Annotated in this window: 21 protein-coding genes; 18 read left to right on the top strand and 3 right to left on the bottom strand. The window is 37.2% G+C overall.

The features are described from left to right. The first annotated feature begins 1 nt into the window (after window position 1). The 18 genes from QOL23_RS00230 to QOL23_RS00145 are packed head-to-tail and all read left to right on the top strand — an operon-like array spanning window position 2 to window position 17,268. Window positions 2–550, top strand: coding sequence for a CDP-alcohol phosphatidyltransferase family protein (locus QOL23_RS00230; RefSeq protein WP_283399564.1), 549 nt, complete (start codon window positions 2–4; stop codon window positions 548–550). Beyond that, window positions 531–1,601 (top strand): AI-2E family transporter, encoded by a 1,071-nt coding sequence (locus QOL23_RS00225; protein WP_283399563.1) that lies wholly within the window; start codon window positions 531–533, stop codon window positions 1,599–1,601. Before QOL23_RS00230 ends, QOL23_RS00225 begins: the two co-directional genes overlap by 20 nt. Next, window positions 1,570–2,139 (top strand): dephospho-CoA kinase, encoded by a 570-nt coding sequence (coaE, locus tag QOL23_RS00220; RefSeq protein ID WP_283399562.1) that lies wholly within the window; start codon window positions 1,570–1,572, stop codon window positions 2,137–2,139. The genes QOL23_RS00225 and coaE overlap by 32 nt, the downstream gene beginning before the upstream one ends. Window positions 2,140–2,142: 3 nt before the next feature. Next, complete coding sequence (locus QOL23_RS00215; RefSeq protein WP_283399561.1) at window positions 2,143–2,961, top strand: TIGR00282 family metallophosphoesterase; 819 nt, start codon at window positions 2,143–2,145, stop codon at window positions 2,959–2,961. Then, window positions 2,918–3,775, top strand: a complete 858-nt coding sequence (folD, locus tag QOL23_RS00210; RefSeq protein WP_283399560.1) for a bifunctional methylenetetrahydrofolate dehydrogenase/methenyltetrahydrofolate cyclohydrolase FolD — start codon at window positions 2,918–2,920, stop codon at window positions 3,773–3,775. Before QOL23_RS00215 ends, folD begins: the two co-directional genes overlap by 44 nt. After that, window positions 3,772–3,966 (top strand): ATP-binding protein, encoded by a 195-nt coding sequence (locus QOL23_RS00205; protein ID WP_283399559.1) that lies wholly within the window; start codon window positions 3,772–3,774, stop codon window positions 3,964–3,966. Before folD ends, QOL23_RS00205 begins: the two co-directional genes overlap by 4 nt. 15 nt (window positions 3,967–3,981) lie before the next feature. After that, a complete protein-coding gene (locus QOL23_RS00200; RefSeq protein WP_283399558.1) occupies window positions 3,982–4,449 on the top strand; it encodes a DUF4149 domain-containing protein in 468 nt (155 codons plus the stop codon). Window positions 4,450–4,460: 11 nt separating this feature from the next. Then, window positions 4,461–4,778, top strand: a complete 318-nt coding sequence (locus QOL23_RS00195; RefSeq protein WP_283399557.1) for a lipopolysaccharide assembly protein LapA domain-containing protein — start codon at window positions 4,461–4,463, stop codon at window positions 4,776–4,778. Continuing rightward, on the top strand, window positions 4,708–4,995 hold the full coding sequence (locus tag QOL23_RS00190) for an RNA-binding S4 domain-containing protein (protein ID WP_283399556.1): 288 nt from the start codon (window positions 4,708–4,710) through the stop codon (window positions 4,993–4,995). The genes QOL23_RS00195 and QOL23_RS00190 overlap by 71 nt, the downstream gene beginning before the upstream one ends. Before the next feature lie 11 nt (window positions 4,996–5,006). After that, window positions 5,007–6,587 (top strand): AMP-dependent synthetase/ligase, encoded by a 1,581-nt coding sequence (locus QOL23_RS00185; protein ID WP_283399555.1) that lies wholly within the window; start codon window positions 5,007–5,009, stop codon window positions 6,585–6,587. Beyond that, on the top strand, window positions 6,587–7,417 hold the full coding sequence (gene dapF / locus QOL23_RS00180) for a diaminopimelate epimerase (RefSeq protein WP_283399554.1): 831 nt from the start codon (window positions 6,587–6,589) through the stop codon (window positions 7,415–7,417). Before QOL23_RS00185 ends, dapF begins: the two co-directional genes overlap by 1 nt. Continuing rightward, a complete protein-coding gene (locus QOL23_RS00175) occupies window positions 7,414–10,578 on the top strand; it encodes a helicase-related protein (RefSeq protein WP_283399553.1) in 3,165 nt (1,054 codons plus the stop codon). Before dapF ends, QOL23_RS00175 begins: the two co-directional genes overlap by 4 nt. Window positions 10,579–10,625: 47 nt before the next feature. Then, window positions 10,626–10,886: a hypothetical protein gene (locus QOL23_RS00170; RefSeq protein ID WP_283399552.1), complete on the top strand. Its 261-nt coding sequence runs from the start codon at window positions 10,626–10,628 to the stop codon at window positions 10,884–10,886. Then, window positions 10,887–11,051, top strand: coding sequence for a hypothetical protein (locus tag QOL23_RS00165; RefSeq protein ID WP_283399551.1), 165 nt, complete (start codon window positions 10,887–10,889; stop codon window positions 11,049–11,051). Between the two features lie 35 nt (window positions 11,052–11,086). After that, entirely contained in the window at window positions 11,087–14,929 is a 3,843-nt protein-coding gene (locus QOL23_RS00160) for an Eco57I restriction-modification methylase domain-containing protein (protein WP_283399550.1), read from the top strand. Then, on the top strand, window positions 14,929–15,750 hold the full coding sequence (locus QOL23_RS00155; RefSeq protein WP_283399549.1) for a hypothetical protein: 822 nt from the start codon (window positions 14,929–14,931) through the stop codon (window positions 15,748–15,750). Before QOL23_RS00160 ends, QOL23_RS00155 begins: the two co-directional genes overlap by 1 nt. Before the next feature lie 23 nt (window positions 15,751–15,773). Next, entirely contained in the window at window positions 15,774–16,592 is an 819-nt protein-coding gene (locus tag QOL23_RS00150) for a hypothetical protein (protein ID WP_283399548.1), read from the top strand. A gap of 7 nt (window positions 16,593–16,599) precedes the next feature. After that, window positions 16,600–17,268, top strand: a complete 669-nt coding sequence (locus QOL23_RS00145) for a uracil-DNA glycosylase (RefSeq protein WP_283399547.1) — start codon at window positions 16,600–16,602, stop codon at window positions 17,266–17,268. On the opposite strand, the gene QOL23_RS00140 is transcribed toward QOL23_RS00145, so the two are convergent. Genes QOL23_RS00140 through amrS form a run of 3 tightly spaced genes read right to left on the bottom strand, consistent with a single transcriptional unit; the run spans window position 17,258 to window position 20,938 of the window. Further along, a complete protein-coding gene (locus QOL23_RS00140; protein ID WP_283399546.1) occupies window positions 17,258–18,697 on the bottom strand; it encodes a hypothetical protein in 1,440 nt (479 codons plus the stop codon). The genes QOL23_RS00145 and QOL23_RS00140 overlap by 11 nt on opposite strands. Beyond that, window positions 18,694–19,947, bottom strand: coding sequence for an MBL fold metallo-hydrolase (locus QOL23_RS00135; RefSeq protein WP_283399545.1), 1,254 nt, complete (start codon window positions 19,945–19,947; stop codon window positions 18,694–18,696). The genes QOL23_RS00140 and QOL23_RS00135 overlap by 4 nt, the downstream gene beginning before the upstream one ends. After that, the gene (gene amrS, locus QOL23_RS00130; protein WP_283399544.1) at window positions 19,937–20,938 is read right to left on the bottom strand and encodes an AmmeMemoRadiSam system radical SAM enzyme; all 1,002 of its coding nucleotides are present in this window, start codon (window positions 20,936–20,938) and stop codon (window positions 19,937–19,939) included. Before amrS ends, QOL23_RS00135 begins: the two co-directional genes overlap by 11 nt. Window positions 20,939–20,997: the final 59 nt, after the last annotated feature.

The raw sequence follows: 20,997 nt of genomic DNA, 5'->3' as shown, positions 1-20,997 counted from the left end.
TATGGTAAACCTGCCAAACATTATAACCGCTTTTAGAGCTTTTATGATACCAGCTTTCATTATAGCCATTTTCTACAGAAACTTTGAATTAGCAACGTGGATATTTCTACTTGCGGCGGTAAGCGATGCTGTTGATGGTTTTTTAGCAAGAAGACTAAACCAAGTTACAACAATAGGAGTAATATTAGACCCGATAGTAGATAAACTCCTAATCAACTCGGCGTTTGTTATGCTTTCGTACATTGATAAAATCATCCCTGTATGGTTAACAATTTTGGTTTTAAGTAGAGATGTTTTAATAATAGTGGGAGGATGGTTGCTTACCGTTTTCGGAAAGGTTAAAAGAATTAAGCCTTCAATTTTGGGAAAATTAACTGCATTTTTCCAGTTTTTCACAGTTTTCATTACGCTTATTAGCTTAAACTTCAGAGTACCCGCAGAATTTTTAAAAGGTCTATACTTAACAACAGCTGCATTTACCGTAGCATCAGCAGTTGGTTACACCGTTAAAGGAATTCGGGAGTTAAGTAATGAGGAAATACCTGAGTGAAATTTACTTTATAGGAACTCTCGCCGTTCTCGTCTTATCTCTGTTTTTGATGCAACCGGCAGTAATGCCGTTCTTTTTAGGTTCTGCTTTTGCCTACGTTTCCCATCCACTTTTCAGGTTCTTTTCAAAAGTAACAAATGGTAGAAGAAGAATCTCAGCAGTACTAACGTTAGCAACAGTCTTATGGGTAATTTTTATAGTTCTTTTCATCATCCTCCCAACAGTTGTATCTCAGGTTCAAAGTTTTATTGAATTCCTGCCACATCTTATTAAAAAAGTGGACACTTTTATATACGGATTTTTCGGCGAACATTTCTTTAAAAAGTTTTCAACAGGCACTTTGACCTTTCAATCCATACTAAAAGGCTTGTACACCCAGCTCGGCTCTATGCCCATAGGAAACCTTATTCAAAGACTTTTCAGCGGCGTCTTTTCAGCTATCAGTATAACAATAAACGCAGTTTTAGTTCCTCTTATAACTTACTATATGCTGGTAAACGCAGAGAAAATAAAGGAGTTATATCTACTGCTTTCCCCAATTTCTATTAAAGATGAGTTGAGGAAACTGATAGACAAGGTTCACGACGCCCTTTCCAGCTACCTTATAGGTCAAATGTTTGTCGCACTTTTCGTCGGAATCTACATAGCGTTAGGGCTTTACATTGTTGGAATAAAGTATGCCTTCCTTATAGGCTTTGTCGCCGGCGTTCTAAATATGATTCCTTACGTGGGATTCTTTTCCGGATTAATTCCTTCAGTTCTTTTGGCGATTTTTGATAACGGTACCTTAACGGCAGTTATCGGTGTTTTAACGGTTTTTCTTACAGAAGTAGGTTTGGAAAATCTAATCTATCCAATAATAATGAGCAGAACAACAGGAATAAATCCACTGCTAATTCTGTTCTCTATCTTCGTTGGAGGGTATTTAGGGGGATTTTTGGGAATAGTCATTGCCGTTCCGATAGCTGTTATGGTTGTACCGGTTTTTGAAAGTTTCATAGAGAAGAAGGAGAACGGAAGTGTTAATTGGAGTAACGGGCAACATAGGTAGCGGAAAGAGTACTTTTTGCAAGTTTTTACGTTTGAAAGGGTTTAAAGTCATCAACGGAGATGAATTAGCAAAAAGTTTTCTAAAGAAAGGACACGAAGTTTACGACAAAGTCGTTAAAACTTTTGGAGAAGAAATATTAAACGGCGAAGGTGAAATAGATAAAAAAAAGTTGGGAAATTTGGTTTTCAACAATAAAGAGAAATTAGAAGAGCTGACGGCTATAATCCATCCGTTCGTTTTAGAAACGATAGAAAAACTGAAAAAGAAAAAGGAAACCATCTTCTTTGAAGCTGCAGTTATAGTTGAATACGGCTGGCAGGAAATTTTTGATGCCATAGTTACCGTTTACGCATATCGGGGACAGAGGCTTTTAAGAGCTGCCAAAAAATTCGGATTGAAAAACGCCATTTTGAGAGACAGAATGCAGTTACCTTACGCTGTTAAATTCAAGTATACCGACTATCTTATATGCAACACTAAAAACCTTTTGCACCTTAAAGAGCAATCTGAAAGGCTTATAGAACAGGTCACGGAGTAAAAGATGAGAATACTTTTCATAGGTGACGTTGTAGGAAGACCAGGAAGAAAAGCGGTTCACCAGTTTTTAGAAGAAAACAGAAATAGGTACGACTTCTGCATTCTTAACGGAGAGAACGCAGCCGGAGGGTTCGGCTTAACGGAAAAAATAACGAAAGCTTTGCTATCGTACGGCGCCGACGTAATAACCGGCGGCAATCATACCTTTGACAAAAAGGAGATATATCAGTTTATAGATAAGTATCCGATACTGAGACCGGCTAACTATCCTGAAGGAACTCCCGGGAAGGGTTTTGATGTTTTTGAAGTCTGTGGGAAGAAAGTTTTGGTTATCAATCTAATGGGTAGAGTTTTCGTTGAATGTCTTGATAATCCTTTCAGGACTTTTGACCGAATAGTTGAAGAAACGGAAGCGGATGTGGTGGTGGTGGATTTTCACGGCGAAGCTACATCAGAAAAACAGGCGTTCGGCTACTACGTTGATGGAAGGGCTACCGCTGTTTTTGGAACTCATACCCACGTTCAGACTGCCGACCTGAGACAACTGCCCAAAGGAACCCTTTACATAACAGATGCTGGAATGTGCGGAGCAGTGGAATCTGTAATTGGAATGGGGGTAGAGGAGGGGATTTTTCGCTTCGTAAAACAGCTACCCGTAAAGTTTAAAGTCCCCGAAAAGCCAAAATTGATACAATTTTGCGGAGTTTCTTTTGAAATAGATAAAGAAGGCGACGTTTCCAATTTTGAAAGAATACAGGAATTCTACGTAAGGAGAGAAGATGGCAGTTATATTAGACGGGAAAAAGCTATCGGAGAAGATTAAAAAGGAACTAAAAGAAGAAGTAGAAAACCTCAAAAAGCAGGGATTGAGAGAACCAGCACTTGCCGTTGTCTTGGTAGGCAACGACCCAGCAAGTGAAATTTACGTAAGAAACAAGATAAAATCCTGTCAAGCTGTTGGAATTCGTTCCGTTGATGTAAAACTGCCAGAAGATATAACTCAAGAAAAGCTAAACGATATAGTTAAAGAACTTAATGAAGACGAAGGAATAGATGGAATAATCGTTCAGCTTCCGCTACCAGAACATCTTTCCTGCAGAGAAGTAATAGAGTACATCTCACCTGAAAAAGACGTTGATGGATTTCATCCAGAGAACGCAGGTAAATGCCTTTTAGGATTGTACGAAAAAGGACTTATGCCTTGCACTCCAGCTGGAGTGATGAAAATTTTTGAAGAGTACGGAATAGAACTTCAAGGTAAAAACGCAGTTATGGTTGGTCACAGCAACATCGTTGGAAAACCTTTAGCCAACATGATGATAAACGCAAATGCTACTGTTTCTGTATGCCACGTTTACACAAAAGATTTGGCATCTTTCACAAAAGAAGCTGATATTTTATGCGTTGCAACAGGTGTTCCTCACCTTATAAAAGCTGATATGGTCAAAGAGGGAGCCGTAGTAATAGACATTGGTATAAGCAGAGTAAACGGTAAAATAGTTGGTGATGTGGATTTTGAAAACGTGAAAGAGAAGGCTTACGCCATAACCCCTGTTCCAGGTGGAGTTGGACCCATGACAATAGCAATGCTTTTATATAATACAGTTAAAGCTTACAAAATGAGGATGAACATTTGAAAACTGTACCTTACATTAATCAACAGATATGTATTGGATGTGGAATCTGCGCTGACGTTTGCCCTAAGGACGTATTTGTAATGTGCAGTGAAAAAGCTGTAGTCATGTATCCAGAAAAGTGCAACGGCTGCGATATTTGTGTTGAAAACTGCCCTGTTGATGCAATCACTATGAAATGGTCTGACCTTTAAAGGAGTAGCCAAACAATGCTATATTATTACATACTGAAGTCATTTTATCTGTACGCAATCGCCCTTTGGAGCGGTAGCGCTTTCTTCGTTACTCTATTTTCAGCACCCGCAGCATTCAAAGTTTTTCCAAAAGAAGAAGCTGGAAGGTACACCGAATTCCTTTTAGGCAAATACTTTTCTTTATGTTTTATACTTAGTATGCTGTCTATAACGAGCTTTTACCTATTGATAAAGAACAACTTATCTTTCGCTTCCGCATTCAATATCCTACTTCTCCTTTTAGCAGGAATGTTAAATCTTATCAACGGCTTTTATCTATATCCCAAAGCTGTTAAACTGAAAGTTGAATATTATGAGACTAACAGCAAAGAGAAATACGACTCCTTCCTCAAAATCCATAAAATTTCTATGCTACTAAACTCTATTACATTACTGTGTCTATGGATGGTATTAGGAATAACTTCTCTATTTTTAACCTTTTAAGTGAGGTAAAAATGACGTTTAAACAAACGGTCTATTCATTTGTAGTAGCTCTTATAGTTGTAGCAGTAACCTTGTTTGCTCTTCAAAATTTTCAAGATGTAAACGTTGCCATTCCGTTCGTTGGCGTTTTCCATACAAAGCTTTTCGTAGTAATCGTTTTCTCTTTCATCGCAGGATTTTTAACTGCAGGTATTTTGTCTCTGTTACTTAAAATCATTACACTCCCAGAAACATTAAAGAAGAAAAGGAAGGTAAAAGGTGAGGCTGGACCTGTTCCTGAAGTTGGCGAGAATAGTAAAGAGAAGAACTCAGGCGAAGGAAATGTGTGATGAAGGCGTTGTAAAAGTAAACGGGAAAAAGGCAAAAGCGGCAAAAGAGATATCTGAAAATGACGTTATAGAGATAGATACAATCTCCAAGTATATTAAATTCAAAGTTGTTAAAGTTCCATCTACAAAAAACGTTTCAAAAAAAGAATCTAAAGAGCTGATTGAAATCTTGGAAGAAAAGAGAAAAGACTTGAAAAACATTATAGACCTCTTATAAAGGAGTGTTCTATGAAAACGTTCGTTGAAAGAGTTTATGAGAATGTAGAAAAGCTTTCAGACAAAGAGGCATTCATTGAGAAGAAAAACGGCAAATACAGAACCATAACCTACAGAGAATTCGGGAATTTAATAGCAACAATCCAGGAAAAATTAACTCCCTTAGAACCTGAAGATAGAGTAGCAATTTTTATGGAAAATAGACCCGAGTGGATAGCTGCATTTTTCGCCACCACGTTTAAAGGAGGAATAAACGTTCCCGTTGACTATCTCCTCTCTACAGAAGAATTATTTAACATTTTAAAAGACTCTCAACCAAGATACATAATCACTTCAAACGCAAACGTAGAAAAAGCAAAAGAAGCAATAAAAGACATGGGATACCATGTAAAAATAATCAACGTTGATGAACTAAAAGCAGAAGAAGGAAAAATCCAGTTTTTAGCAAGAGACAAAGATAGCGTTGCTGTAATACTCTACACTTCCGGAACGACAGGAAATCCAAAAGGCGTAATGTTAACAATCGGTAACCTTGACCATAACGTAAGAGCAGTGGAGAACTTAGGATTTCTGAACGAAAATGACAGGTTCGTTGCTATCCTTCCATTTCACCATACCTATCCATTAATGACAACAGTTTTACTACCAACAGCTTTAGGGCTTCCCTTAGCGTTTATAGAGAAACTAACGCCAACAGACATACTTTCAACGATTAATGAGCAGAAAGTAACCATTTTGATAGGCGTTCCGAAACTCTATCAGGTAATCCACCACAACATAATGGCTGAAATTAAAAAGCTTCCACCTTTAAAGAGGAGGTTAGTCATAAGTGCGCTAAAACTATTCAGAAAGTTTGACGTTAAACCTGTTGAGAAAAAAGTATTTAAAGAAATACACAACCGCATAGGGAAAAATTTGAGATACATGATAAGCGGCGGAGCAAAGCTGAGCGAGGAAGTATGGAAAGATTTTGAAGCTTTTGGATTTAACATATTAGAAGGTTACGGGCTGACAGAAACATCTCCGCTTATATCGGTAAACAGACCTGATGCCAAGAAGATAGGAACGGCAGGACCTCCTGTTGATGAAGTTGAAGTTAAAACAACGGAAAAGGGCGAGATTATCGTTAAAGGTCCAAACGTAATGAAAGGCTACTACAACAAGCCGGAAGAAACAAAAAAGGTGATAAAAGACGGCTGGTTTTACACGGGAGACTTAGGCTTTGTTGATGAAGATGGGTTTATTCATATAACCGGAAGGGCGAAGGAAGTTATCGTTTTGGATAACGGGAAAAACGTTTATCCGGAAGATATAGAAATAGAGATTTTGAAGAGTCCTTATGTGTTGGAGGTGGGGATTTTTTACGATGGAACAATGAAAGCCCTTGTCCGCCCAGACTTTGAACTCTTAATGGAAGAAGGAATAGAAAACGTTAAAGACTTTATCAAAAAAGAAATCCACAAATATACAAAGCACCTTCAACCTTACAAAAAGGTAAAAGAGTTCAAAATCGTTGACAGAGAACTACCGAGAACGAGAATAGGAAAACTGAGAAGGTTCTTACTACCACAGGTATGGAACGAGGTTGAATAGTGGAAACGCTAAACTTTGCAAAACTCCAGGGGACAGGCAACGATTTCGTTGTTATAGATAACAGAAACAACGAATTTCACGAATTCATAAAACCGCTTGACGTTAAAAACGCCGTAAAAATTATCTGCAGCAGAAAAACAGGCGTTGGTGCAGACGGATTAATTCTGATAGAAAAAAGTGAAATACCAAACACTGACTTTAAGTGGAAATTCTTCAACTCTGACGGCTCAGAAGCTGAAATGTGCGGAAACGGTGCAAGGTGCGTCTCAAGGTTCGTAGTAGAGAAAGGTATCTGCCCGGAAAGGCACAAATTTGAAACAAAAGCAGGAATTATAGAATCGGAAGTTAGCGGTAGAACTGTTAAGGTAAAACTGACACAACCAACAGATTGGAATTTAAATATAAAGTGGGAAGGGTTAACACTTCATTTTGTCAATACTGGTGTTCCCCACGTCGTAGTTCTCGTTGATAGAGTTCAGAGCGTTAACGTTGAAGAAATAGGAAGAAAAATCCGCCACTCCCCCCTCTTCGCCCCCCAAGGCACAAACGTAAACTTTGCAGAAGTCAGACTTGACAGAGTAATCGTCAGAACCTACGAAAGAGGCGTTGAAGGAGAAACTTTAGCCTGCGGAACAGGAGCAACGGCTTCAGCTATAATTGCCGCAAAACTCTACAACCTAAAATCACCCGTTGAAGTTGAAGTAAAAAGCGGCGAAAGACTGAAAATTTACTTTGACAGAGAATTTAAAAACATCTACCTTGAAGGAGAAACAACCTACGTTTATGACGGAAAACTGAAAAAGGAACTGTTAGAAAGGCAAATGAAATGAGCGTTAATTTTGCAAATGATTTAACCTTCTTCACAAACGAAGAAGGAAGAAAACTGATAGACCGATTTAAAACCCTTTTCAACGACACTAAAGAACTTGATATCATCGTTGGCTACTTTTACCTTTCTGGACTTCATCAGTTGTATGAAGAACTTGAAAAAGTTGACAGAATCCGAATTATCGTCGGAATGCAAATTGGAAAGGAAGTTTTTGACCTCGTAGAAAAAGCAAAAAACGTAGAGGAAACAAGAAATGAATACCTTCAAAAAGTTGTGGAAGAACTTTCAAGAGGAGATTACGAAGATTCCATAGAAAAGGAAAAAGCCATAAGAAAGTTCATAGAATGGATAAAAAACGGAAAACTTCAGATAAAATACTACCCTCATTCGCCGCTTCACGCGAAACTCTACATCTTTAAGAGTAGAAGTGGAATAGACCTTGGTAGAGTAATTACAGGTTCTTCAAACTTTACAATCTCAGGACTCAAAGAAAACTTAGAATTCAACGTAGAATTAAAAAACAGAGCAGACGTTGAATTCGCCATTAATCGCTTTGAAGCTCTATGGAAAGAATGTAAGGACATCTCTGAAGATATTGTTAAAACGATTAAAGAAAAAACCTATCTTAACGAAACTATATCTCCTTACGAGCTTTACTTAAAGTTTCTCTACGAATTCCTTCAAGACCAGATTGACTACGATAAAGAAAATGAATTCCTCTTCCTTCCACCAGGTTTCAAAAAGCTACAATACCAGCTTGAAGCCGTTGCCGATGCTGAATCCAAACTTAAAAGGCATGGAGGCGTATTTCTATCTGACGTCGTTGGACTTGGAAAAACTTTTATCGCCTCAATGTTAGCTGCAAAACTGCAGAAAAAAATTTTAGTTTTCGCTCCTCCTCACCTTACAGAATACTGGGAAGATACCTTAAGAGAATTCCGTGTTCCCGCAAAGGTAATCTCTTCAGGACTTTTAAGAAACCTCTCGCCAGAAGAATTCAAAGATTATTCTGTGGTTATCGTTGATGAAGCACACAGGTTTAGAAATGAAGAAACCAAAAGCTACGAAACTTTACACTCAATATGCAAAGGGAAAAAAGTAATTCTCATAACAGCCACTCCTTACAACAATAAGCCATCAGACATTAAAAGTCAGCTCCTTCTCTTCCAGAACCGCTATCGTTCCACCATACCAGGAGTCACTAATCTTGAAAATTTTTTCAAACATCTTGAATGGAAAATAAAAAGAGTTGACAGAAAAAAGAACCCTGAAAAGTTTAAGGAAGTCCTCAAAGAATGCGGAAAAGAAATCAGAACAAAGATTTTAAGATACGTGATGGTAAGAAGAACCAGAAAAGAAGTGGAAAAGTTCTTTAAAGAAGATTTAAAAGCTCAGGGAGTTTCTTTCCCCGAAGTGAAACCTCCAAAGAGAATTTACTACCTTTTAGATAAAGAGCTTGATAACTTATACAACAAAACCATAGAAACGATAAAGAACCTTTCCTATGCAAGATACAGACCTGCCCTTTACCTCAAAACAAAACTGAAAGAAAACGACCCTGAATTTATTTCTCAAATGAACCTTTCAGGTCTTATGAAAACGCTTCTTTTAAAACGCCTTGAAAGCAGCTTTGAAGCCTTTAGAAAAACACTTGATAGATTCCTTGAATCTCACGAAAGATTCTTGAACATGTTTGAAAAGGAAGGAAAAATCCTTGTAAGCAAAGATGTTGATGTATATGAGTTGCTTGAAGAAGACAACATTGACGAACTCTTAGAACTCGTAGAAGAAGGAAAAATCAGGGAATACACCAAAGAAGAGCTCTCCCCTGACTTTTACGAAAAGCTCAAAACCGATACAGAAATAATAAGAACTTTACGAAACAGATGGCTAAAAGTAAATAGAGACCCCAAACTATCTAAATTTTTAGAGCTATTAAGCGGTAAGGATTCTATACTCAGTAAAGCAAAAAAGATACTTATTTTTACAGAATTTTCCGAAACTGCAGAATACTTAGGAAAAAAACTGAAAGAAACTTTCGGAAACTGCGTTTTAGTTTACTCTTCAAAATCAAAACCATCTGTAAGAAAAGAAATTATCGCTAACTTTGACCCTAACGCAATAAAACGCAAGGACAACATTAAAATCCTGATTACAACAGACGTCTTGGCAGAGGGTATAAACCTTCACCGTTCAAACATCATAATCAATTACGATATTCCGTGGAATCCAACAAAGGTTTTACAAAGAGTTGGAAGAATCAACAGAGTAGGAACCTCTTTTAAAGAGATTTACATTTACAACTTCTTCCCTGTAGGAACAACAGAAAAAGAACTTGGACTTGAAGCAGCAGCTATTGCAAAGCTACAGGCTTTCCATCAAGCTCTTGGAGAAGATGCAAAGTATCTAACTGAAGAAGAGGAAGTTGATGCCCACGGATTATTTGAAAAAATCAATTCAGTGAAAGAAGAGGAAGACGAAGAAGAATCCTTTCTTAAATACGTTAAGTTACTAAGAGAAATTAAAAAAGAAAATCCAGAGCTTTTTGAAAAGATAAAAAGACTCCCCAAGAAAGCCCGTTCTGGTAGAGCATTTAAGAGAGAATTTCTTGTAACCCTATTTCGTAAAGGAAACCTAAAGAAAATTTATCTCTCCTATAAAGACAAACCGCCACAAGAGATAGACTTCCTAAAAGCAATTGAACTACTGGAAACAGAACCCTCAGAAAAAGGGATAAAGATTCCTATTGAAAGCTATTACGACCTTCTGACAAAAAACAGAACAGCTTTTAACCAATCTTTACAGGAAGAATTAGCTAAAAGCAAGTCTACAAAAAGCTTCTCAAGAGCTGAACAACACCTGATAAAAGAGTTGAAGGCACTTAAAAATACTTTAAAAGATGGGAAAAATAGAAAGTTAGTTCAAAACCTAACGGATTTAATTAACTCAGGAAAGATACCAAAAGGAACGCTCAAAAACCTTAGCAAAAAAATTAAAGAAGCTAACACCGTTGAGAAAAAAATTAACGTCATAGATGAGTTTCTAAAAAGCTACTGCTTTGAAAAAAAGGAAGAAAAGACTATTTACGATGAATCACATATAGAAGTCATACTATCTCAATATTTCGGTGTTGACCGAGGAAACTTGACAAAGCAGCAGTAACTTATATATAGGCAGATATGCATAGATAAAACTTACTGGAGTGTATAATGGCTACTGCAGAGAAAGTAAGAAAAACAATTACGCTGTCTCCAAAAGCAGTAAAAAACCTTGAAATATTAGCAAAAACCTATAACAAAACCCAAAGTGCTCTTATTGAAGAGTTGATAGAGGAGGAAATAAAAGAAATTGAAAGGAAAAAGAGAATAGAGGCTTTTAAACGGTTAAAAGAGTATAGAAAGCACTTTAAAGGAGTTGTAGAAAACAAAACTTTTCAGGAACTAAAAGTAGAAATGGGAAGTAAAATCTAAATGAAGAATAACAGCAGTTTTAAAAACCTTGAAGATACTATCCAGTATGTTCTTGCAAAAAAGGAAAAGTGTGATTCAATACTCACAAATGATAAAAAATTCTTTTCTCCAGACATTAAAGTTCTCACAACAAAGGAGATTTGCGAGCATTTCGGTATAAAATAGTCTCAGAAAATTTATAGCTGCAAAAGAGGGGAGTTGTGGAAAATATAGTAAAAACCTTAATAGAAAATCCATTTGATAAATCAAACTTTGAAACTTTCTTAAAAACTGTTTTTGAATCAGCAGATTTTGAAGAGAGATTTGAAATAGCAAATTTGGAAAACTATCCCGAAAGGTTTAAAGAAACCATCAAAAAAGCCGAAATTTTTGGAACTTACGAAGATGAAGAAAACAACAGAATTCTTTTTATAACTGTTGAACTAAATAAAGAAACAACTCTTGAAAGAGCAAGAAAAACTCAAAGAGACTTTGTAGCAAGAATCATAGATGAATATAACGCTGAAGCTGCCATAGTAGCCTTTTACGTTCCCGATTCTGAGAACTGGAGACTCTCTTTTGTTTTTAAAACTTATACCTTTGATAAATCAGGAATTCTCAAAGAAGTTTCAACAACTCCCAAAAGGTTTTCTTTGTTACTTGGTAAAGGCGAAGCTTCAAAAACTGCTTTAAACCAGCTTTTAAAACTGGGAAAGACGCCAAACCCAACAATTGAGAAAGTTTTAGAAACCTTCAGCGTTGAGAAAATAAATGATGAATTTTTCAGAAGGTATCTTCTCTATTTCAAAACTTTATGGAGAATAATTTACAATCAAATAAAAGACAAAACAGAAAAATCAGAGAAGAAATCAAAGGAAACAGCCCATCAGCTTTTAAACAGATTAACTTTTGTCTATTTTATTCAAAAGAAAAAAAAGTGGTTTAATTCTCTCAAAGAAGAAAGCTTAATAGATTTCCTTGTTAGAGAATACAAAAGCTACATAGCTCAAAATCCTGAAAAAGAAGGAACCTTTTACTCTGAGTGGATTAAACCCCTTTTCTTCTCCGCTTTTAACGGAAAGAGAGGGGAAATAAACTCAAAATATCGCTACCTTCCTGAAAATGTTAGAAAAGTTTTACTTGAAACACCATATCTTAACGGTGGACTTTTTGAAGAGAATGACCTTGACAGATTATCCTTTAGCATTCCAGATGAATTTTTTTTAGAAGAAGACCCTTATAATAAAGAAAAAGAAGGAGTTATTCCTTTCTTAAACAGCTACAACTTTACAATCATTGAAGATTTAGAAGATGACAGAGACGTTGCAGTCAATCCCGAATTTATAGGAACTGTCTACGAAAAACTTGTTCACATTGATTCAGCAAGCGCTTTGCAAAATCCTGAAAAAGAGATAGATACCGAAGGTATTCTTAAAGGTATTGTTTATACAAAAGAACCTGAAATAAGGTTTATGGTAACTCAATCTCTCATTTACTATCTCAAAAACAATACCAATCTTCCAGACGAAACTATTTACAATTTCATCTTTGATGATGATTTCAAGCCTGCGGATAGAAACGTTTTTGATACTCTAAAAAGAGCTCTTGATGAGCTGAAAGTTGTTGACCCAGCCTGCGGTAGCGGAGCATTCCTTGTTGGTATGGTGGATACTCTCTATAAACTTTACCAGAAGCTTTACAGGTTTGACCCGGAAGTCAAAGAAAGTAACTATGCAATCAGGAAAAGGATAATAGAGAACAACGTTTACGGCGTTGATGTAATGGAATGGGCAGTAAGAATAGCAGAGCTCAGGCTCTGGCTTTTCCTAATAGTTGAGACAGAATTATCTCGTGAGGAAGTTCTTATAAAGCCACTTCTTCCCAATCTTTCTTTTAAATTACGCGCAGGAGATAGCCTTATAGAAGAATTTGGTGGAATAGACTTTTCTATTCTAAGAGCCAAAAGACAAGAACTTAAGTCAAAGTTTTCTATTCCAAAGCGATTGAAAGATAAGATTAGCAGACTCAAAAACAAAAAATTGAAGTATGCAAGGAATGAGACTGATGCCCCAAAGAGATGGGAAATTGAACAGGAAGAATTTAATCTATTTAAAGAGATAGTAGAAGAAAAAATCAGAGAAATCAGAAAGAACATAGATTCCGAAAAATTGCGTAAACCTTCTTTTGAAAAAGACCTTTTTGGTAAAACCTTACAAAAGGAACTGGAACTATTTGAAAAACAAAGGATAGAGAAAATAAAACAATATGAAAAAGAACTAAATCTATGGAAACAGGCAGAGAATGCTCTCAGAAAAGGCAAAAGACCTTTCATCTGGGATATAGACTTTGTTGAAGTTTTCTACGGAGACAAAAGCGGTTTTGATATAGTTATCGGCAATCCTCCTTACGTAAGACAGGAAAAAATTGCCCCTCCTGACAAAAACGAAGAAGACTACAAACCTTCTGAATGGAGAAAGCTTAAAAAAGAGTATAAAGAGAAACTTCAAAACATGGTTGTTAACCTCTACGGCAAAGAGTATAAACCTGATGGAAAAGCAGACCTTTACGTCTATTTCTACTTTAAGGCTCTTAGCCTCTTAAACGAAAAAGGAACTCTTGCCTTCATTACTTCAAACTCGTGGCTTGACGTTGGATTCGGTAAATCCTTGCAGGAATTCTTCTTAAAAAGAACCAAAATTTACTCAATCAACGACAACCAGAGTAAGAGAAGCTTTAAGGAAGCAGACGTTAACACCGTAATTGTTTTTTCTTCTGCCCCGACGGATAAAGCTAAAGAAAAGGAAAACCTTGAAAACACTGCAAAATTTGTAATGTGGAAAATACCTTTTGACGAAGCAGTAAACAGCCATAGTTTCAAAGAATACCTTCAGTTTATAGACAACGTAAAACTGAAAGTAGAGAACAAGGATTTAACTGAACTTGCCGAAAACGTTATCAGCAAAGACGCCTTTAGAGTTTTTCCAGTGAAACAGAAAGATTTATTAAATGACGGCACTAAAGATGGAAAATATGAAGGCAACAAATGGGGTGGGAAGTTTTTGAGAGCTCCTGACATTTTCTTTACAATTCTCAAAAAAGGAAAAGGGAAACTTGTAAGACTTGGAGACATTGCAGAGATAAGATTTGGAATAAAAACAGGAGCAAACGAATTTTTCTATGTTGAGGATTTAACAGATAAGCTTTCTAATAGAGAACTTGAAAAAGTTGAAAACTTGAGAGGTTTTACTTCAGTTGAAGAAATAAAGAGAGCAGGACTCCGAATAGCAAAGCCAAGCAAATGGGGAAAGAACACAAAAGACTACAAACTCTTTCTGATTGAAAGGGAATTTTTGAAACCTATAATAAAAAGTCCAAGAGAACTTAAAACAATAATTGTAAGAGAAGAGGATTTAAAGTATAGAGTCTTCATGTGTAACAAAACCAAAAAAGAACTAAAAGGAACTTTTGCTCTTGATTATATAAAGTGGGGAGAAGAGCAAGGATTTCATAAAAGACCAACTTGTAGGAGTAGAAGGGAATGGTGGCAACTCGGAAAAAGAAGAATTAGTGATTTTATTATTCCCGCTGGTTTCAACGATAGTTTTAAAGTTGTAAAAAACGAAGAATTTCTCGTAGATAAAAGACTTTATGAAATATATGCATCTTCAAAAAAAGAAAATTTAGTTATTTCTTTTAATCATCCTATATTTTTTCTTTCTCTTGAGATTCTATCCAGACAAGGGCTTGGTGAAGGACTTTTAGATCTTACGGTTTATGAAGTAGAGATGAGTTTCATTGTTATTCCTCAAATTCTGCCTCCTAATACTTGCATAAGGATAATTGACGTTATTAAAAATAGACCAATCCATTCCATTTTCACCGAGCTTGGCTTTGACCCGAATAAACCAATAAAAGAACAAGAACCAAAGCCCCTTCCCGACCGCAAAGCCCTTGACGACATAGTCTTTGACGCCCTTGACTTAACCAGAGAAGAACGCAAAGAAGTCTACTACGCCGTCGCCGAACTCGTCCAAAACCGCTTAAAGAAGGCAAGGAGTGTATAATGGGAAACAATAACATAGGAAAAATAGAAGAACCCTCGCTTTACTCTGAAAAACTTAGCCAGCAAAAGATTAATAGACTTGATGAAATTTCCATATTTCATGAATTTAAAAAACAACTCCTGGAAAAAGAAGGACTTTTAATATTGGAATACGAGAAGCTTGAGGAAAACGGGAAAAGCAAGCCAGACTTTAAATGTAAAATTAAGGGAAAAGGAACTGTATTTGTTGAAGTAACTCAAGTATTTTCTGCGGATGATAAAACTATATCCAAGAACAAACTTTATGAAGAGCTAGAAACAAAAGTAGAAAAAACAATAAGGCAAGAAGGGTTGAGTAATATGTATATCCTTATTAACCCAAACTATTATTTCAAAGTTGAGAAAAGAAAAAAGTTTTTGGAGAAGTTTACTCTTGAGATTACTAAATTTTTGAAGCAATACATAAACAATGCTAATTTTAAGAAGTCTCTTGTTATAAAGTTAGAAGAAATTGAACCACTCAGTCAAGTTCTATCTTTCGCAGAACAAATAACCATATGGAAAAACCATTGTCTAAAGGTTGAAATAAACAAATGGATATCAGACCCTGAACAGTTGGCAAGAAGGATAGAAAAAGCAATTCAAAAAAAAGAAAATAAGAATTATAAAGAAAATCCTTTATGGTTGGTAATTCGTATAGATGATAACATAACAAACACAAAAGTTCTCAAAGACTTATTGCTGAAGGGAAAAACTAAAGCGAACAATAGATTTGACAGAATATATATTCAGTTAAGCTATTGTCCAGCAACAGAAAACTACACTTTATTCAGATTAATTTAAAAGTATGCAAACACGGAGGGCAAATGGGATACGTTCCTAATCTACATCCAAGCAGAAGATGGTTCGCAGGAAGAATTTACTTGAAAGAAGCTCTTGAAAAGTTAAGAGATTCTGAATCATCTATAAAAATCTTAGAAAAAACCATATCCATATCAGAGGAGAACTCTGTTAAAACTAAAGAAAAGGGAGTCATGATTCTGTCTAAACTCTTTCTGGCTGAATTAGACGTTATAAGATGTTTAAGAACAGTTTTTCTCCTACCACCGGATGACAATTCCAAACCTTTGAATAAGTTGGTTGATGATTTAAAAGAAAAAATAATTGAAAAAGGCATACCCCAAAACCTACATGAGAATTTCTATTCTTTACTTTTTAAAAATCACTCAATAGAATACACCGGAACTGCTTACTACGGAATGCCCAACTACGATTTTTACTGTAATGGAAAGTTAACTGATAGCAACCATAAATTCCACTTAATAATGCAAGCGATAAAAGAAAGAATAAATACTTCAAGAAAACTTTTAGAGACAGCCAAAGAAATTATGTTTTGCATTTACATAGAAGATAAAAAGGAAGAAATAAAAGAGCTTGCACTAGACGATTATTTTTTTGAAGAAGAATTTTTATCCGCTGTATTAATGAAAAACGGAATTATTAAATCAGAAGAAGATTTCAAAAAGTATGAAAATTTAGACCCTCTTGAATTGCATATGAAATTCCCAGAAATTTTCAACAAAGCTATTGAAGAAGAAATACTTGAATCAATGAAGAATTACTACAATAATAACTTCTGGAAATGGAAAGAAGAGGAAAGCATATATTTTTCTCATACAGGGTAAAAAGGCAATGAATGAACTTCAAAAAACGTTAAAATTCCTTGAACTTATGGGCTATAAGCAGGTAAAAGTAAGCGGAGGAGAAGTGCAGGAAGAAAAGCAAGGTAATCTATCCCTTGAAAAATTGAAAGAGGAAGTCCTAAACTGCTGTAAATGCAGGCTCTGTAAAACCAGAACCAACGTCGTATTCGGTGAAGGAGACCCAAACACGCCTTTAATGTTTGTAGGTGAAGCGCCGGGAGAGCAGGAAGACCTTCAGGGAAGACCTTTCGTGGGAAGGGCTGGACAACTACTTACAAGATTTTTAAACCTTTTCGGTGTAAGCAGAGATAAAGTCTACATAACAAACATCGTTAAGTGCAGACCGCCAGGAAACCGCAACCCTCAACCAGACGAAATAAAAGCCTGCTACCCCTACCTTGAGAAGCAAATAGAATTAATCTCGCCGGACGTTATTCTCTGTCTTGGCGCATTTGCAGCAAGAACGATTTTGAACCTACCACCAAATACCGCTATTTCAAAGTTAAGAGGCAAACCGCAAAAAGTAGAAATAGGCGGAAAGGAAATTACAGTAATCCCAACATTCCATCCTGCCTATCTGCTCAGAAATAGGAGAGGTGAACCCGAATTTCAGAAAGATTTAGAACAGGCTTTAAAATTATCAGGTCTTATCTTTTAGAGAGAACGCTTTCGGCAACAACCTTAATGAAATTTCTTTCACCTTCTGGCAGTTTAACGTTTCTAACGTAGGTTGAAAGAACGGCAGGAAATATTTCAAGAAGCGTATTATTCAGCTTTTCTTTATACTTGTAACAAAAGTAAAGGACGTTCATTTTCGTATTTAAAGGTATTTCCCACCTGAACGCTTTTTTTCCTATCTCTTCAATTACTTTTGGAAGAATTCCTTCTGGAATTTCTAACTTTGAAAGCGCCGAAATAGCGTAGTTCAGATAAACAATATCCTCTTTCCTTTTAAAGGAACACCTTTTCAAAATGCTTAAAAGCTCATAAACAACTCTTTCGTCTGCATCTCCGTTCTCAACTAAATCTTCCAGCACGCTTATTCCTTTTAAATCTCTCTGATTGAAGAGATACCGCAAACGGTGTAGAGACGGTTCTTCCTTATCCTGATTAACAACTTCCTCGCCCTGCCACCTTAGTTTTGGAAAATCCACCCTCTCACACACCGGCTTAAAACTCTTGTTCACAACCTCCATATCGGCAAACTCAACGCCGGTAAGCTCTGCAGGTTTCACAGGAATAATCTTTTTAAGCGTTTTAACAATCGGACGGCGAAGCCTTCCTATAACAGCAACGTTCTTTATTCTGGGTCTTTCCTTAAAAATCTCCTCAAATCTGTAAAGCGCGTGAACAACTGAAGTAGAAAAGTCAAAAGGCGCTTCAAAAAAATCCCCGTAACCACAACTCCCCACCACCGTTGAAAGAACCGCATCAACCTCCCACTCTTCAACTTCTCTTTCGTATTCAAACTCTTTAACTTCAACGCTCTTCTGCCCTTTAAACAAAATCCTGGCAGCAGCGCTTCTCATTCTGTCAAGGATTTCACCCCTCTTTCCGCTCTTTCTCAAAGAAGCGTTTGAAACGCCAGACTCGTAGATAAACCTGTTAAACAGGTAATTACCCAAAACGTCAACGAAGTGAAACTCACCAATCGGAACGTTCAACAGATACTTACCACCAACCGAAATAGAAGTCTGCGTGTAGCCAACGTTCACGACCAGAGAGTCATCAGGGAAGAAGTTAAAGTCAAAGAAAATTTCAGGGTTTGAAGCAAACGTGTTGCGAAACAGATTCCTCACCAAAAAGGTGGATTTTCCGTAAAGATAGCCCGAAAGCACGATTGAAGAGATTTCCCTGACAGGAAGCGAAAACAGAGAAAACTCTAAAATATCTATCGCATCGTAAATCACGTTCCCGATAAAAAGGTAGTTGCTCTCATGAACGTTGTCTAAAACCGATAAGAGCTTCCTCTTTACCTCTACAGGAACGCTTCCGTAGTCAACGTTTATCTCTTCAAGGAACAAATCCTTTACCCTGAACGGCTCTCTTTCCAGAAAAGAGTCGGGATAACCGAAATAACACCTCAAAACCTGACCACCTCTCTGTTGAACGTCTGATTCTTATTTCCCACTCCGTGAACGAAAACAGTCCTTTCAGGCTCTAAAATCTCAACTATTTTCTTTAACTCTTCATCGTCAGAGTGAGCTGAAAAGTGGTGCTTCTTTATCTGAAACTTAAAATTTTTAAGCACTCTTCTATCGTTTAAAAGCTTGTAACCAAAGCTCTCTTCCACCATATAACCGCTGAAAATAACGGTGTTCTTGGGATTTTTCCCCATAATTTTAGCGTAAACATAGGAAGGCGTTCCTTCCATTAACATTCCAGACGTTGAAACGATGCAGTCTGCTTCTCTAACCTTTTCTTCGCAGGCTTCTTCAAACGGAATACCCTCAAAAAACGGCGCGGGCTGAACGAAAAAGTTGTAAAAAGTCTTGTCCAAAAGATTTTCGTAAATAGTAGATATCTCTCTTGCCAGACCATCAATATAAACGGTGAAAGGCGGAATCCTGCCTTCCTCTATACCTTTAGTGATTATGGAAATTATCTCCTGCGCCCTTCCCAAAGCGAAAACGGGAAGTAAAAGCTTTCCTCTTCTTTCAATAGTTTCCCTAACCGTAGAGTAAAACTCTTCTAACGATTTTTCCCTGTCAAACCTTTTTCTTCTTTCAAGGTAAGTGCTTTCGGAAACTAAAATATCAACTTTCTCTTCAGGAAGCACCGCTCCGCTTACAGTTTCCTGTGCAGTCAGAGATATATCACCAGTATGAAAAAGGCTACGCGAATCGCCATAACGGAAAAGGAAGGAAGCTGCCCCCAAAATGTGACCTGCCGGGAAAATTTTCACCTCAACATCTTTAATCTTCACAACGTCAAAAAAATCTCTCCTCTCCACCCTCGCCAGCATCTCATCTAAAAGCCTGTATTCCCTCCACTCATCAGGAGAATTCTTATCGTTTATATACTTTACCTTTATAGCATCTTCCACCATTAAAGAAAGAAGCTGCGCAGTTTCGTGAGTCATAAATATCGGCGTATCGGGGTAGAGAGATGAAAGAACGTGAAGGCTTCCGCAGTGGTCAACGTGGGCATGGGTAAGGAAAATCGCATCAAGCTCCGGCGTTATGTTCTTTAAAAGCTCAAAGTCAGGATAGGGGTCTTTCTTTGAAAACCTTATACCCGAATCAACCAAGATTTTTGCGCCGCCGATAAAGTAAAGGTAGGCACTGGCACCTATTTCGTTCCCGCCGCCCAAAGGTACGAGAAGGTTAGAAGACAAAATCCACCCTCCTGCCGCACTGTGGACACCTTCCATCTTCACCAAACAGCACTTCCACGTTGTAGCCCACTCTCCTCACAAGAAGCGCCCCGCACTTAGGACAATAAGTTGATTCCCTCTCCGGCTCAACCACGTTGCCAACGTAAACGTAGTAAAGGTATTCCCTCGTAACGTCGTAAGCCATATCCAAAACTTCAACAGGAGTTGGCGGCGTATTTGAAAGCTTGTAGGCAGGGAAAAACCTTGAGTAGTGAATGGGGACTTCTTTACCTAAGTTCTCGCTTATCCACTTTCCAAACCTTTCAAAGTATTCGGGAGTAAACTCATCAAAGCCCGGAACGATAAGTTTTGTCAGTTCAAGGTGCTTACCGACTTTCTTTATCTCTTCACACACCTGCCATACGTTTGGATTCGGCATGGAAGAAAACTTCAAGTAGTAATCCCTATCCATACCTTTAAGGTCAACGTTAAAAGCGTCAATAAACGGCAGTAACTCCCTCAATGGCTCTAATTCTATGTTGCCGTTTGTCACCATAACGTTTACGTAACCTGCTTCTTTCATCAGTTTAGCCGTATCAAGAACGTATTCAAACCACACTATCGGGTCGTTGTAAGTGTAAGCGATGCCTATTGAACCGTATCTTCCGGCGTATTCAACCGCCATTTCTGGAGTAAAAACTTCCCTTAACGTTATTCTCCTTGATATTTCCCAGTTTTGACACGATTTGCAGTCAAGGTTGCAGCCATTCGTTCCGATTGAAAAGATTACAGAACCGGGATAAAAGTGGTAGAGAGGCTTTTTCTCTACAGGGTCGTAAGCACCAGAAGTTATTTCAGAATAAATGGTAGTAATTAGCTTCCCGTCAACGTTTTTTCTTACAAGGCAGAATCCCGTTCCGCCTGGCGGCATCGTGCAGTGCCTCGGGCAGAGTTCACACCTTACAAAACCGTTATCTAAGGCAGTCCAGTACTTTCCTTCTACAGCAGGCATTTTTCTCTCCAAATGAAGGTTATCAAGTTTAAATATAGTCTCTTATAAAGATTTGAGTT

This window comes from Desulfurobacterium pacificum, from assembly GCF_900182835.1.
In the GTDB taxonomy this organism is placed as follows: Bacteria; Aquificota; Aquificia; order Desulfurobacteriales; family Desulfurobacteriaceae; genus Desulfurobacterium_B; species Desulfurobacterium_B pacificum.
The sequence above is the reverse complement of the archived record's forward strand: the minus strand, read 5'-3'. Positions and strand labels throughout refer to the sequence as shown.